Here is a 14419-nt window from a genome sequence, read left to right as displayed (position 1 = left end):
AACCCGGAAGCTAAGCCCTTCAGCGCCGATGGTACTGCACTCGACAGGGTGTGGGAGAGTAGGACACCGCCGAACACCCGTTAACCGAAAGGGGACCCAACATATTGGGTCCCCTTTCGTGCGTTGTATGAGAGGAATGACTGTGTCGGAGAATGGCGACGAGCGTCGGTCCTTCCGTGGGGGAGGAGCGCCTCGATCAGGTGGCCCCCGTCGTGACAACGACGGGCGTGGATCACGCGGCGCTGCAGGCGGAGACCGCCGCGGTGGTGCCGGAGACAACAACCGTGGCGGTGCTGGAAACAGTAACCGTGGCGGCGGATTCAACGGCGGACAGCGTCGCGGCGGCGAGGGTGGGTTCACCCCTCGTGGACGCGACGGCGACCGCAACCGTCAGCAAGCACGACCTGACGAACCGGATTTGCCCGACAACGTAGAGCCCACCGAGTTGGATCCGGCCGTTCGTCGGGATCTGCTCAGCCTCGACAAGGACAACGCCAACACAGTTGCGCGTCACCTGGTCATGGCAGGCAAGCTTGTCGACGAAGACCCGGAACTTGCACTGCTCCACGCTCGTGCTGCTCGTCAGCGCGCCGGCCGAATTGCGGTCGTTCGTGAAGCTGCTGGAATCACCGCGTACCACGCCGGTGAATGGGCTGAAGCTCTCTCCGAGCTTCGTGCTGCCCGTCGAATGGCTGGTGGACCGGGTCTGATCGCTGTCATGGCCGACTGCGAACGCGGGTTGGGTCGACCCGAACGCGCCATCGAGCTCGGCCGTAGCGACGAGGCTGCCCTGCTTTCCGGCGACGAGGCTTCGGAGTTGAGGATCGTGGTCGCCGGCGCCCGCATGGATCTCGGTCAGTTCGATCAGGCAGTTGTCACACTGCAGACCAAGGATCTGGACGCAGCGCGTACCGGTGAAGCGGCGGCTCGGCTGTTCTACGCATACGCCGATGCCCTCGTTGCAGCCGGTCGTGTCGAAGACGGATTGAAGTGGTTCCTCAACGCTGCAGCTGCAGACCTCGAGGGTGACACGGATGCTGAAGAACGGGTGGCCGAGTTGACCGGAGAAGATCAGTGACCGTGCTTCGTACTCAGTACGACGTACTTTTGCTCGATCTCGACGGCACGCTGTACGCCGGAGCTCATGCGATTCCCGGCACCCAGGCTGCGTTGGGTCAGGGTACGCAGGCTTTGTACTACGTGACCAACAATGCGAGTCGCTCGCCTTCGGCAGTGTCCGCGCATCTGACCGAACTCGGTTTCGATTCCGAAGACGATCGTGTGGTCACCAGTTCTCAGACGGCGGTGCGCCTGTTGGCTGAGCGTCTCGAACCCGGTGCCGCCGTACTTGTCGTCGGTACCGATGCATTGGCCGACGAGGTGACGCGCGTCGGGTTGCTTCCGGTGCGCGAATTCGCGGATTCCCCGGTTGCAGTCGTCCAAGGACATTCGACGGAGACCAACTGGTCGATCCTCGCCGAGGCATGCTTGGCGATCAGGGCCGGGGCGCTGTGGGTGGCTGCGAACCTGGACACCACACTGCCGTCGGAACGGGGTTTGGTGCTCGGCAACGGCTCGATGGTGGCGGCTCTGCGCGCCGCCACGAGGCAGGAACCCTTGGTGGCAGGCAAGCCTGCTGCACCGCTGATGGAGGATGCGCTTGCACGCAGTGGGTGCTCGCGTCCACTGGTCGTCGGTGATCGCTTGGACACTGATATCGAAGGCGCACATGCTGTTTCGATCGACTCACTGTTGGTACTGACCGGTGTGAGCACGCCGGGCGACGTACTGCGGGCGCCGATTGAGCAGCGCCCCACCTACATTGCAGCAACTCTGGATTCGCTCAATCAGCCGGCCGTCGAATCGCTGGTCGGTGCGGACTCCAAGTGGTCTGTCTCCGTGAACGGGTCGGCGCTGGTTGTCGACGGCCCGGTTGTCGGGCACGAGATGTCGCTTCTACGTGCGGTTGCGCCTGTCGCATGGGCTAATCCGTCGTTCCAGACCCTGGAAGCGTCGGATGCCGGCGTGGCGGATCTGTTTGCTTCCTGGCTCGTCTGATTTCTCGCAAATGTGTTCGACTCGCGGGGGTGCGGGTGTATGCGCAACCGAGAGTCATGCACTAACGTTGTGCCCGATGAGCACGCCGACACCGCACCCCGGAAACTCGAGCAACGGATCACCGCTGCCCGGGTCACGCCCTACCGTCGATCCGGAACGAATACGTTCCGACGTCGACGGTTTGCTGGCACGCCTCGGCGGCATCGAACACGATCCGAACGATCATCACGGAGCAGGTGTGATTCCGCAGAAGGCACATATTTTGGAACAGGCACACGAGGTGCTCGTCCAGGCACTCGCCTCTGTGGACAGGGCTTGACGTGGCACGTAGAGCACGGGTGGACGCCGAATTGGTCCGTCGCGGTCTGGCACGATCGAGAGATCATGCGCAGGAACTGATCTCCGCGGGCCGAGTTCTCATTTCCGGAGCCGTTGCGACCAAGCCCGCGACGGCGATCGAAGCCGGAACGCCGCTTCGGGTCGTCGAGGTGGAGCAGGAAGTCTCGTGGGCGTCGCGCGGTGCTCACAAACTGATCGGTGCCCTTGACGCCTTCGGTACCGAAGGATTGACGGTCGAAGGTCGCCGGTGCCTCGACGCCGGCGCTTCCACCGGCGGGTTCACGGACGTTCTGCTGACACGCGGTGCGAAGGAAGTTGTCGCCGTCGACGTCGGTTACGGCCAATTGGTGTGGCGCCTGCAGTCCGACGACCGAGTGCATGTCATCGACCGAACCAATGTTCGCGCTATCGATGCCGAGACGATCGGCGGAACTGTCGATCTCGTTGTCGCGGACCTGTCGTTCATCTCTCTCAAACTGGTACTCGGGGCGTTTGTCGCCTGTACCGCTGACGGCGCGGACCTGGTTCCGATGGTCAAGCCTCAGTTCGAGGTGGGCAAGGACCGCGTCGGTGCCGGTGGCGTCGTACGAGATCCGGAATTGCGAATCTCCGCTGTGCTCGACGTGTCGGAGGCTGCTGCAAAGGTGGGTCTGCGGACGTTAGGTGTCGTGGCCAGCCCATTGCCCGGTCCGTCGGGAAATGTCGAGTATTTCCTGTGGCTTCGAAAGTCGGGTACATCCGACGATGAAGAGACGGATACCGACGCCGAGACGAACACCGAGGGAGTCCCCACGGTGGAGGACATGATTCGCAAGGCTGTAGAGGAAGGGCCCCAGTGAACGCGGTCACGAACGGCGAGTCGCGCGAGATCCTTCTTGTCGCACACCCTGGTCGACGTGACATCACGGAAACTGCCAAGCGGGTCGGGAAGATCTTCGAGCGCGCGGGAATCGGACTGCGAGTCCTCGTCGACGAAGCAGACAGTTCGCGCATCGAAGCAATGACGGAACCCGAGGGTTTCTCTGCGCCGGGTCTCGACGTCACGGTTGTTCATCCCGGCCCTGATGCTGCCGTTGGATGCGAGTTGGTACTTGTCCTCGGTGGCGACGGCACGTTTCTGCGCGCCGCCGAACTCGCTCAAGAAGCGTCCATTCCGGTACTGGGCATCAACCTCGGACGGATCGGATTTCTGGCAGAGACCGAGGCCGAGCATCTCGACGAGGCTCTCGCACAAGTAGTTCGCAAGGAATATCGCGTTGAGTCTCGCATGACACTCGACGTCGTGATTCGGGTGGACGACGAGATCATCGACCGCGGGTGGGCGCTCAACGAGGCCAGTATCGAGAACCGTTCGCGTCTGGGAGTTCTCGAAGTTGTCCTCGAAGTCGATGGCAGACCGGTGTCTGCGTTCGGTTGCGACGGTGTTCTCGTGTCCACTCCCACAGGCTCGACCGCTTATGCATTTTCCGCAGGCGGCCCCGTCGTGTGGCCCGAACTCGAAGCATTGCTCGTCGTACCCAGCAACGCGCATGCGCTGTTCGCGCGGCCGTTGGTCACCAGCCCGAATTCGATCATCGCGGTGGAGACCGTCGCAGGCAGCCACGACGGCCTGGTCTTCTGCGACGGCCGTCGTACGTTGGAACTGCCTGCCGGCGCTCGCGTCGAGATCGTTCGCGGCGCCACTCCCGTCAAGTGGGTCCGGTTGGACTCTGCGCCTTTCGCTGATCGGATGGTTCGCAAGTTCGAGCTTCCGGTTACCGGATGGCGAGGAAGGAAGCCTTAATCGTGCTCGCAGAGATCCGTATCGACAGTCTTGGTGTGATCTCCGAGGCCAGCGCCCAGTTTCACGAGGGCCTGACCGTCCTGACCGGTGAAACCGGCGCAGGTAAAACGATGGTCGTCACCAGCTTGCACCTCCTCAGCGGAGCGCGAGCAGATGCCGGTCGAGTGCGGTTGGGCGCGTCGCGGGCCGTTGTCGAAGGACGATTCATCGCCGACGACGTCTCACCGGCCACCGAGCGTGAGATCGTCCGAATCCTGGAATCGTCCGGCGCCGAGCGCGACGAGGACGGGACCATCATCGCCGTGCGGACAGTCGGCAGCGATGGGCGGTCTCGGGCTCATCTCGGCGGACGAAGCGTGCCGGCGGGAGTTCTCTCCGAATTCACGGACCCACTTCTGACTGTCCACGGACAGAACGATCAGCTGCGATTGCTTCGTCCCGACCAGCAACGCAACGCGCTGGACCGCTTCGGGGACAAGGCAATCGGAACGCTGCTGACGAGGTACCGCAAACACCGTCGTGAGTGGCTCGATGCTCGTTCGGAGTTGATCGAGCGCACGTCGAAGGCTCGTGAACTGGCGCAAGAAGCAGATCAGTTGACCTTCGCGCTCAACGAAATCGACGGCGTGGCACCCGAGCCCGGCGAGGACACGGCGATCGTTGCCGAAGTTCGTCGACTCAGTGAGCTCGATTCGCTCCGCTCGGCTGCGGAAGAGGCGCATGCTGCGCTCGCCGGTAGTGACGACATGGCAAGCGGCGACGTCGGTGTCATGCCGGCGCTAGACCTGATGTCCGAAGCGAGGGCGCGCATCGAGTCGGTCACCGACGCCGATCTGGATGGCCTCGGTTCCCGGTTGGCCGACGCTATTGCTGTCGTCACCGACGTTGCCGGTGACCTGAACACCTACCTGTCCGGGCTGCCCGCAGACCCAGGTGCTCTGGACTCTTTGTTGTCGCGGCAATCGGAACTGAAGACTCTGACTCGCAAGTACGCCGCCGATGTCGACGGTGTTCTCGAATGGGCAGATACTGCTCGCGCTCGTCTATCCAAACTCGACGTGTCCTCGGATGCGTTGTCACTGTTGGCCAAGCAGGTCGAGGAGACGGCTGGCCTGACCGCGGAAGCCGCTACCAAGCTGAGCGCCGCGCGAGTCAAGGCGGCGGCAAAGCTCGCCAAAGCCGTCAGCGCGGAACTCGCCGGTCTGGCGATGGGACGTGCGGGCCTCGAAGTGACTGTGCGTTCGCAGCCTGCCGGCCCGCAGGACTCGGCGCCGCTCAGTGTCGGGGGAGTAGACCTGCATGCCGGGTCTGCCGGCGTCGACGAGGTGGAATTTCGCCTGTCAGCGCACAGTGGGGCACCGTCACTTCCGATCAGCAAGAGCGCTTCCGGTGGCGAGCTGTCACGCGTCATGCTGGCGCTCGAGGTTGTTCTCGCTGGTAGCGACACCGGTGCGACGATGGTTTTCGACGAGGTGGACGCGGGGGTCGGTGGCCGCGCTGCTGTCGAGATCGGCCGCCGATTGGCGAAACTTGCTCGCACGCATCAGGTTATCGTTGTCACCCACCTTCCGCAGGTTGCTGCGTTTGCCGACACCCACCTCGTGGTGGACAAGGTCGACGACAAAGGCGGAGTGGTGAGCAGTGGCGTGCGGACCTTGTCGGATTCGGATCGGGTGGTCGAATTGGCCCGTATGTTGGCAGGGCTGGACGACACCGAAACCGGTCGTGCGCACGCCGAAGAACTGCTCGAGATCGCGAATGCGGCCCGCGTCACAGATTGAAGGTTCTGTGGTGTTGGTGTGACTGATGTGGTAGTTGTCGGCGCGCCTCCACCGGTCAACGCGGTTTCAGGTTCATCATCGAAGCCATGAAGATGCCCGGATTGCTCTCACGTAACACCGAATCCTTGCCTGGGATCAGTGGCATCGCCAGGGCCGATCGGAACACGGCGAAGCTTCTGCGCCGTGTCGGTCCTGGAGACATCGTGATCCTCGACGAAATCGACATCGATCGCCGGACCGCCGATGCTCTGGTGAAAGCCGGAGTCATGGCCGTGGTCAACGCGTCGCCGTCGATTTCGGGGCGGTACCCCAACCTCGGACCGGAAGTGATCGTCGCCAACGACATCGTTCTCATCGATGCTGTCGACGGTGATGTCTTCAAGAACATCAAGGACGGAAGCAAGATCCGCCTGCACGAGGGCGAGATCTTCAACGGCGAGAAGAGCCTCGTCAAGGGTGAAGAGCAGACCGAGGCCGAAATATCCGACCGGATGATCGAGGCCAAGACCGGCCTGGTCGATCACTTGGAAGCGTTCTCGGGTAACACCATCGAGTTCATCCGCACCGAAAGCCCGTTGCTCATCGACGGAATCGGTGTTCCGGACATCGATATCGACTTGAAGGACCGCCATGTCGTGGTCGTCTCCGACGGCCCCGAACGCGAGACCGATCTGAAGAACCTCAAGCCCTTCATCAAGGAGTATTCGCCGATCCTGATCGGTGTCGGCGCAGGTGCGGACGTGTTGAGCAAGGCCGGATACCGCCCCGATCTGATCGTGGGCGACCCGGAGGAAATCACCAGTTCCACGCTCAAGTCCGGCGCGGAAGTTGTTCTGCCTGCAGACCAGGACGGTCATGCGGCGGGGCTTTCCCGAATCCAGGATCTCGGTATCGGGGCGATGACGTTCCCGGCGACCTGCTCACCGACCGACCTTGCGCTGCTGCTTGCCGATCACCACGGAGCTTCACTGATCGTGACGGTCGGCAACGTGGTGTCCTTGGACGAGTTCTTCGACCGTGGGCGTCGTGAAAGCAATCCGTCGGCGTTCATGACACGGCTCAAGGTTGGACCGAAACTGGTCGACGCCAAGGCTGTGGCAACGCTGTATCGAAGTCGAGTGTCCGGCGGCGCGATCGCGCTCCTGGTGCTCGCCGCCCTGGTGGCAGTGATCGTCGCCCTGGTCGTGTCCAATGCCGGTAGTGAAGTTCTCGACTGGGCAATCGCAACGTGGAACAGCTTCGCGCTGTGGGTTCAGGGGCTCTTCAAGTGATTTCGATGCGTCAACATGCAATTTCCATAGCGGCAATCTTTCTGGCACTCGCGATCGGCGTGGTGCTCGGTTCCGGAATGCTGTCGAGTGGATTGCTGTCCGGTCTGCGTGACGACAAGGCGGACCTGCAGAACGAGATCGAAGACCTCAATCAACAGTCCAATCAGCTTCAGCAGCAACTCAATTCCGCGGACGGCTTCGATGCCGCTGTCGGCGGTCGCGTCGTGCGTGACAGTCTCGCTGGTCGCACCGTCGTCGTCATCACGGCACCGGACGCGGATCCCAGTGATCTCGACGGTGTCAACCGACTCGTCACTGCCGCCGGCGGCGCCGTGACCGGACGCGTCTCGCTCACCGATTCGTTTGTCGACGCCACCGGCGGTGACCGTTTGCGGACCGTCGTCACCAATGTCATCCCTGCGGGGATCACCCTCAAGACCGGTGCGGTCGATCAGGGCAGTCTCGCAGGTGATCTGCTCGGTTCGGTTCTGCTTCTCAACGGGCAGAACAGCGAACCGCAGAGCACTCCGGACGAGATGAATCTCGCGCTCGACTCGCTGCGTAGCGCCGGTTTCATCAGCTACGACGACGGAGCGGTCAAGCCGGCTCAGCTCGCCGTGGTTCTCACCGGCGACAACAAGAGTGAATCCGACGCAGCCACGGGTAACCGCGGCGCCGTCATCGCCCGGTTTGCCGGTGCTCTCGACGGACGCGGCGCAGGAACGATTCTCGCGGGCCGGCCAGGCTCGGCCGAGGGCAGTGGTCCGGTTGCCGTCGCACGTGCGGACGCGGCGCTCTCAGCGGGCTTGACGACCATCGACAACATCGATCGGGAATCGGGCAAGATCACGACGCCGTTGGCACTTCAGGAACAGTTGAACGGCGGCGCCGGCCGCTACGGCACGGGACCGGGAGCGGCGGCGGTTACCGTGGGCGCACCCACCAACTGAACACCCCGGTATTGATACGCCGGTCACATCGGGGGCGGAAAGTCGGCGCGTTGTAGGCACCGACCCCCGATAGGTGTTACCGTGAAATCCCGTGGGTCGGCAGGCCCCAGCATGCTTCATCAGACCAAGCCCTGCACAGTCGTCACGGGAGCCCCTTTGCCACAGTCACGCACTAACACGCGTACCGCCACCAAGCACATCTTCGTCAGCGGAGGTGTAGCTTCCTCGCTCGGCAAAGGTTTGACCGCCTCGAGCCTGGGGCAGTTGTTGACCGCGCGGGGAATGCGCGTGACCATGCAGAAGCTCGATCCCTATCTCAATGTGGATCCGGGCACCATGAACCCCTTCCAGCACGGCGAGGTCTTCGTCACCGAAGACGGTGCCGAGACCGACCTCGACGTCGGGCACTACGAGCGGTTCCTCGACCGTGACCTATCCGGTCAGGCGAACGTCACCACCGGCCAGGTGTACTCGACGGTCATCGCCAAGGAACGTCGTGGCGAGTACCTCGGTGACACCGTTCAGGTCATCCCGCACATCACCGACGAGATCAAGCGTCGCATCCTCGAGATGAGCGGCCCGGATCTGCAGGGACACCGCCCGGATGTCGTGATCACCGAAATCGGTGGAACCGTCGGCGACATCGAATCGCAGCCCTTCCTCGAAGCCGCTCGCCAGGTCCGCCACGACGTCGGCCGCGACAACGTCTTCTTCCTGCACGTCTCCCTCGTGCCGTACCTCGGCCCCTCCGGAGAACTCAAGACCAAGCCCACGCAGCACTCGGTTGCGTCGTTGCGCAGCATCGGCATTCAGCCCGACGCGCTGATCCTTCGTTGCGATCGTGACGTTCCGCAGGGCCTCAAGAACAAGATCGCGCTGATGTGCGACGTGGACGTCGACGCCTGCATTTCGACGCCCGACGCTCCCTCGATCTACGACATCCCGAAGGTTCTGCACCGTGAGGGCCTCGACGCCTACGTCGTTCGCCAGCTCGGTCTCCCGTTCCGCGACGTCGACTGGACCGTGTGGGGCAACCTCCTCGATCGTGTTCACCAGCCGCGTGAGACCGTGCGTGTCGCGTTGGTCGGCAAGTACGTCGACCTGCCCGACGCATACCTCTCCGTCACCGAGGCACTGCGCGCCGGTGGATTCGCGAACCGGTCCAAGGTCGAGATCTCCTGGGTTCCGTCGGACGCCTGTGAGACCGAAGCCGGAGCGCAGGCCGCTCTCGGTGACGTCGACGGTGTTCTGATCCCGGGCGGCTTCGGCATCCGCGGCATCGAGGGCAAGCTCGGCGCGATCCGTTTCGCACGTTCACGCAAGCTGCCGCTGCTGGGTCTGTGCCTGGGTCTGCAGTGCGTCGTCATCGAAGCTGCTCGCAGCGTCGGCCTCGACGATGCCAACTCGGCCGAGTTCGAGCCGGACACCAAGCACCCGGTCATCTCCACGATGGCTGATCAGGAAGACGTCATCGCCGGTGACGCCGACCTCGGTGGCACAATGCGTCTGGGTGCTTACCCGGCCGTGCTGACCAAGGGTTCCGTCGTCGCTCAGGCCTACGGAACCGAGGACGTCTCCGAGCGTCACCGTCACCGCTACGAGGTCAACAACACCTACCGCGACCGGATTGCCAAGTCCGGCTTGCAGTTCAGCGGAACCTCGCCGGACGGTCACCTGGTCGAGTTCGTCGAGTACCCGCGTGAGCAGCATCCGTTCTTCGTTGCCACCCAGGCACACCCGGAGCTCAAGAGTCGCCCGACGCGCCCGCACCCGCTGTTCGCCGCCTTCGTCGAAGCAGCGTTGACGTACAAGCTCGAAGAGCGCCTGCCCGTCGACGTCCACGGTGACGAGAAGATCGACACCGCTGCCACCGAGACGGCGCTCGACGCTGCAGTCGAGAACGTGGAAAAGGTCTAGCCACAGATGAGCGATCCCGGTCGGCACGAATTCGACACCCTCGGCTCCAAGACGGTCTACACCGGCGCGATCATCGCGTTGCGCGTCGACACCGTTGCGATGCCTGGTGGTCAGCGTGCCGATCGGGAAGTCGTCGAACACCACGGCGCCGTTGCCGTCGTGGCACTGGACGAGCACGACAACCTGGTGCTGATTCACCAGTACCGTCACCCGCTCGGGCACCGGTTGTGGGAAATCCCTGCCGGTCTGCTCGACGCTGCGGGGGAGAGCCCGGTCGAGGCGGCAGCGCGCGAGCTGGGCGAAGAAACCGGACTCGGCGCCGATCGATGGTCGGTGCTGGTCGATGTAGCTCTCTCACCCGGGTTCACGGACGAGGCGGTTCGCGTCTTCCTCGCCGAGGGGCTGCACGAGGTGGAGCGCGACGATCCCGAACACGAAGAAGCCGATCTCGAGATTTTGCGAGTTCCGCTCGCCGACGCCGTCGACATGGCGCTGCGCGGTGACATCGTCAATGCCACCGCGGTATCGGGCATTCTCGCGATCGCTACCGCACGCTCGACGGGAAAGCCGCTACGCCCGGCCGACGCACCGTGGCCCGACCGTCCTCGCGCATTCGGAGAACGCAAGTCGCGAGCCTGAAGTGCTTGCCCGACAGGTGGACTCGTATCTCGACCATCTAGCGGTCGAGCGAGGATCTGCGCGCAACACTCTGCTTTCGTATCGCCGCGACCTGAATCGGTATGCGGAGTACCTGAACGGGCGCGGCATCGACGACGTCGCGGGCGTGACGGAGAACGACGTCACCGAATTCGTGACACATCTGCGCCTGGGTGACAAAGATGCCGGCGTCGTACCGTTGGCGGCCAGTTCGGCAGCGAGGACCCTGATCGCGGTCCGCGGATTCCACAAGTTCTCCGCCGCCGAGGGCCTGGTCGGTGTCGATGTGGCTCGGACGGTCAAGCCGCCGACGCCCGGACGCAAGTTGCCCAAAGCTCTGCCGCTCGACGACGTGATCGCCCTACTCGACGCTTCGGGTGGCGGTGCGGCCGGTGACGGGCCCCGCGACCTGAGGGATCGCGCTCTCTTAGAGCTTCTGTACTCGACCGGAGCACGCATCACCGAGGCGATCGATCTGGACGTCGACGACATCGACACCGAAACCCGTTCCGTGCTGCTCAAGGGCAAGGGCGGCAAGCAGCGGATCGTCCCCGTCGGCAGGCCGGCGATCGCCGCCGTCGACGCGTATCTCGTCCGCGGGCGCCCCAGCCTCGCGACGCGTGGTGTTCCTGCCCTCTTTCTCAACGCTCGCGGGGGACGCCTCTCGCGTCAGAGTGCATGGCAGATTCTTCAGGACGCGGCCGCGTCGGCCGGGATCAAGGCGGACGTCTCACCCCATACGCTCAGGCACTCGTTTGCCACACACCTGCTCGACGGCGGCGCGGACGTACGCGTCGTGCAGGAACTTCTCGGTCACGCTTCGGTAACCACGACGCAGATCTACACACTGGTCACCGTCACAGCGCTGCGCGAAGTGTGGGCTCAGGCACACCCACGCGCCCGTTAGGCGTTGGTTGGCTCATGCGTGTCTGCGAGACCATTCGGTGATGTAAGCGGTAGCGTTCAAGGAGCGCGAGCGGCCTCCACCGCAGTTTCGGGGGTTTGCCGGCGCCGAGAGCAACCGCCGAAAGAGTAGGGGAGCATCGGACCGTGTCGACATCGCAGCCACCAGCGGCGGAGTCCGCGCCGCCGCATGTCAATGCCCAACTCTTCGAGCGCGTGAACGAATCAGCACCAGCTGTACCCTCCGAACCAGAGGCGATGTTCGAAATAGATACGACGCCAGTAGCCTCTCCACCTGCGGAAACCCCTGCTGTTTCCACGGAAGAACTCGGTCCGACGGGCCGGCCGGTCCGCGAGGTACCCCAACCGACACCGTTGGCGCACCACGGACCCGCGATGATCATCGCGATGTGCAACCAGAAGGGCGGCGTCGGCAAGACGACGTCGACCATCAACCTGGGCGCGTCGTTGGCCGAATACGGTCGCCGAGTGCTCTTGGTGGATCTCGATCCCCAAGGAGCGTTGTCTGCTGGTCTGGGCGTTCAGCATCACGACCTGGAACTGACCGTCCACAATCTCCTGGTCGAACCGCGTGTATCCATCGACGACGTGTTGATGCGCACTCGGGTGGACGGTCTGGACCTGCTCCCCAGCAACATCGACCTTTCGGCCGCCGAGATTCAATTGGTCACCGAGGTCGGGCGTGAGCAGACTTTGGGGCGCGTGCTGCACCCGGTTCTCGATCGGTACGACTACGTGCTCATCGACTGCCAGCCGTCGCTTGGCCTGCTCACGGTGAATGCGCTGGCGTGCGCCGATTCGGTCATCATTCCGATGGAATGCGAGTACTTCAGCCTGCGCGGCCTGGCACTTCTCAACGACACCGTCGAAAAGGTGCACGACCGTCTCAATCCGAAGCTCGAGTTGGCCGGCATCGTCGTCACGATGTTCGACGCCCGGACCCTGCACGCTCGGGAGGTGATGGCGCGAGTGGTCGAGGTGTTCGGCGACGTCGTCTACGACACGGTGATCAACCGCACCGTTCGATTCCCCGAAACCAGCGTCGCCGGTGAGCCGATCACGACGTGGGCGCCGAAATCGGCTGGCGCCGAGGCATATCGAGCATTGGCCCGCGAGGTCATTCACCGGTCTGGTCGTTAGTGGAACTGATTGCATCGCAAGAAGATCCGGTCGAAGTCGAGCCGGATTCGATCGATCCGAACGTCCCGACCGACGCTCAGACCGCAGCCAAGGCTGCCGGTTTCCGAGTCACTCTCCGGAACTTCGAAGGCCCGTTCGATCTGCTGTTGAACCTGATCAATCAACGGCAGTTCGACGTCACCGAAGTCGCCCTTCACACCGTCACGGACGATTTCATCGCGTACACCAAGGAACTCGGCAGTGCGATGGGCCTTGATCAGACGACGGAATTCCTGGTCGTCGCAGCTACGCTTCTGGATCTGAAAGCGGCCAGGTTGTTGCCCGCCGGGCAGGTCGAGGACGCGGAGGATCTGGCGCTTCTCGAAGCACGTGATCTTCTCTTCGCGAGACTGCTGCAGTACCGGGCGTACAAACAGGTTGCGGCGCTGTTCGGTGAGTTGGAGGAAGCAGCACTGCGGCGCTATCCGCGCTCTGTTGCCGTCGAGGATCAGTTCACCGAACTCCTGCCCGAGGTGTTGTTGGGCGTCGACCCTCAGCGTTTTGCGGAGATCGCGGCGACGGTGTTCACACCGCGTCCGGTGCCGACAGTGGGCCTCGATCACCTCCATGTGTCCAATATCTCGATACCCGAACAGGCCGAGCGAATTCTCGAGTTGCTGCGCGAGCGAGGCATCGGGGAGTGGACACCATTCGGGGACCTCGTTGCCGAGTGCGAAATCACTGTCGAGATAGTGGCAAGGTTTCTCGCATTGCTCGAGCTGTATCGCCGGCAGGTCATCGTGTTCGAGCAACCCGAGGCCCTCGGACCGCTGATGGTGAGTTGGACCGGAGACGACCCGGCCGCGCCGGTCACAGAGGAGGACTACGGATGAATGCCGAACCGACGGAATCAGAGTCTTCGCAGCTAGACGAGATTATCGAGCCTACCGACGACGCCTCGGAGTCCGAAGAGTCTGCACCCGATTTCGACCTCGACGACGATCAACTCGACGCAGTGCTGGAGTCGCTTCTGCTTGTCGTGGATTCGCCGGCCGAAGTGAACCAACTCGCATCTGTCACCGGAACCGCACCGGAGCGCGTCGAAGAACGCCTGACGTCGATGTCGGGCGCATTGACCGCTCGCGGCAGCGGAATGGACCTTCGCTACGCGGGCGACGGATGGCGTCTGTACACGCGACAAGAGTTTGCCCCGTACGTGGAAAAGCTGCTATTGGACGGCGCACGCACCAAATTGACCAGGGCGGCATTGGAAACTTTGGCCGTAGTCGCATACCGTCAACCGTTGACTCGTGCGCGGATCAGTGCGGTACGAGGCGTCAACGTGGACGGGGTGGTACGCACCCTCCTTGCCCGCGGACTGATCGCGGAAGCCGGGCCTGACCCGGACACCAACGCGACACGGTACTCCACGACCGAACTGTTCCTCGAACGGCTCGGGCTGGCCTCGCTCAGCGAGCTCCCGGAGTTGGCCCCGCTCTTGCCTGATGTCGATCTCATCGACGACATCAGCGAAAGCCTGGAATCCGATCCGCGATTTGCGAGAATGAACAAGGCAGACGTGCCCGCTGACGTAGTGGACACCGAAGTCGACGACTGACC

The 14419-nt window shown here is 63.3% G+C and carries 14 protein-coding genes and 1 rRNA gene; all 15 read left to right on the top strand.

Translation table 11 applies throughout. The features are described 5' to 3' along the window. Positions 1 to 75 (top strand): 5S ribosomal RNA (gene rrf / locus AC3WQS_RS21405); the annotation flags it as partial. A gap of 61 nt (positions 76 to 136) precedes the next feature. Beyond that, a complete protein-coding gene (locus AC3WQS_RS21400) occupies positions 137 to 1078 on the top strand; it encodes a tetratricopeptide repeat protein (RefSeq protein ID WP_073513327.1) in 942 nt (313 codons plus the stop codon). After that, positions 1075 to 2058 (top strand): HAD-IIA family hydrolase, encoded by a 984-nt coding sequence (locus tag AC3WQS_RS21395; RefSeq protein ID WP_046378612.1) that lies wholly within the window; start codon positions 1075 to 1077, stop codon positions 2056 to 2058. Before AC3WQS_RS21400 ends, AC3WQS_RS21395 begins: the two co-directional genes overlap by 4 nt. Before the next feature lie 76 nt (positions 2059 to 2134). Then, a complete protein-coding gene (locus AC3WQS_RS21390) occupies positions 2135 to 2377 on the top strand; it encodes a hypothetical protein (protein WP_019748595.1) in 243 nt (80 codons plus the stop codon). Position 2378: 1 nt separating this feature from the next. Next, positions 2379 to 3236, top strand: a complete 858-nt coding sequence (locus AC3WQS_RS21385; RefSeq protein ID WP_151530700.1) for a TlyA family RNA methyltransferase — start codon at positions 2379 to 2381, stop codon at positions 3234 to 3236. After that, complete coding sequence (locus tag AC3WQS_RS21380) at positions 3233 to 4180, top strand: NAD kinase (RefSeq protein ID WP_019748593.1); 948 nt, start codon at positions 3233 to 3235, stop codon at positions 4178 to 4180. The genes AC3WQS_RS21385 and AC3WQS_RS21380 overlap by 4 nt, the downstream gene beginning before the upstream one ends. Before the next feature lie 2 nt (positions 4181 to 4182). Beyond that, positions 4183 to 5961: a DNA repair protein RecN gene (gene recN, locus AC3WQS_RS21375; protein WP_003946143.1), complete on the top strand. Its 1779-nt coding sequence runs from the start codon at positions 4183 to 4185 to the stop codon at positions 5959 to 5961. Between the two features lie 86 nt (positions 5962 to 6047). Next, the gene (gene steA, locus AC3WQS_RS21370; protein ID WP_020907868.1) at positions 6048 to 7232 is read left to right on the top strand and encodes a putative cytokinetic ring protein SteA; all 1185 of its coding nucleotides are present in this window, start codon (positions 6048 to 6050) and stop codon (positions 7230 to 7232) included. Next, complete coding sequence (locus AC3WQS_RS21365) at positions 7229 to 8182, top strand: copper transporter (RefSeq protein WP_019748590.1); 954 nt, start codon at positions 7229 to 7231, stop codon at positions 8180 to 8182. The genes steA and AC3WQS_RS21365 overlap by 4 nt, the downstream gene beginning before the upstream one ends. Before the next feature lie 156 nt (positions 8183 to 8338). Beyond that, positions 8339 to 10099: a CTP synthase gene (gene pyrG, locus AC3WQS_RS21360; RefSeq protein ID WP_003946139.1), complete on the top strand. Its 1761-nt coding sequence runs from the start codon at positions 8339 to 8341 to the stop codon at positions 10097 to 10099. Between the two features lie 6 nt (positions 10100 to 10105). Next, positions 10106 to 10738, top strand: a complete 633-nt coding sequence (locus tag AC3WQS_RS21355; protein ID WP_492712291.1) for an NUDIX domain-containing protein — start codon at positions 10106 to 10108, stop codon at positions 10736 to 10738. Between the two features lies 1 nt (position 10739). Continuing rightward, the gene (xerD, locus tag AC3WQS_RS21350; protein ID WP_019748588.1) at positions 10740 to 11663 is read left to right on the top strand and encodes a site-specific tyrosine recombinase XerD; all 924 of its coding nucleotides are present in this window, start codon (positions 10740 to 10742) and stop codon (positions 11661 to 11663) included. 143 nt (positions 11664 to 11806) lie between these two features. Then, positions 11807 to 12820: a ParA family protein gene (locus tag AC3WQS_RS21345; protein WP_020969711.1), complete on the top strand. Its 1014-nt coding sequence runs from the start codon at positions 11807 to 11809 to the stop codon at positions 12818 to 12820. Beyond that, entirely contained in the window at positions 12820 to 13692 is an 873-nt protein-coding gene (locus tag AC3WQS_RS21340; protein WP_492712288.1) for a segregation and condensation protein A, read from the top strand. Before AC3WQS_RS21345 ends, AC3WQS_RS21340 begins: the two co-directional genes overlap by 1 nt. Further along, positions 13689 to 14417 carry an SMC-Scp complex subunit ScpB gene (gene scpB / locus AC3WQS_RS21335; RefSeq protein WP_492712287.1) on the top strand — a complete coding sequence of 243 codons (729 nt, stop codon included), beginning with the start codon at positions 13689 to 13691 and terminating at the stop codon, positions 14415 to 14417. Before AC3WQS_RS21340 ends, scpB begins: the two co-directional genes overlap by 4 nt. Positions 14418 to 14419: the final 2 nt, after the last annotated feature.

This window comes from Rhodococcus sp. FW305-130, assembly GCF_058788335.1.
The sequence above is the reverse complement of the archived record's forward strand: the minus strand, read 5'-3'. Positions and strand labels throughout refer to the sequence as shown.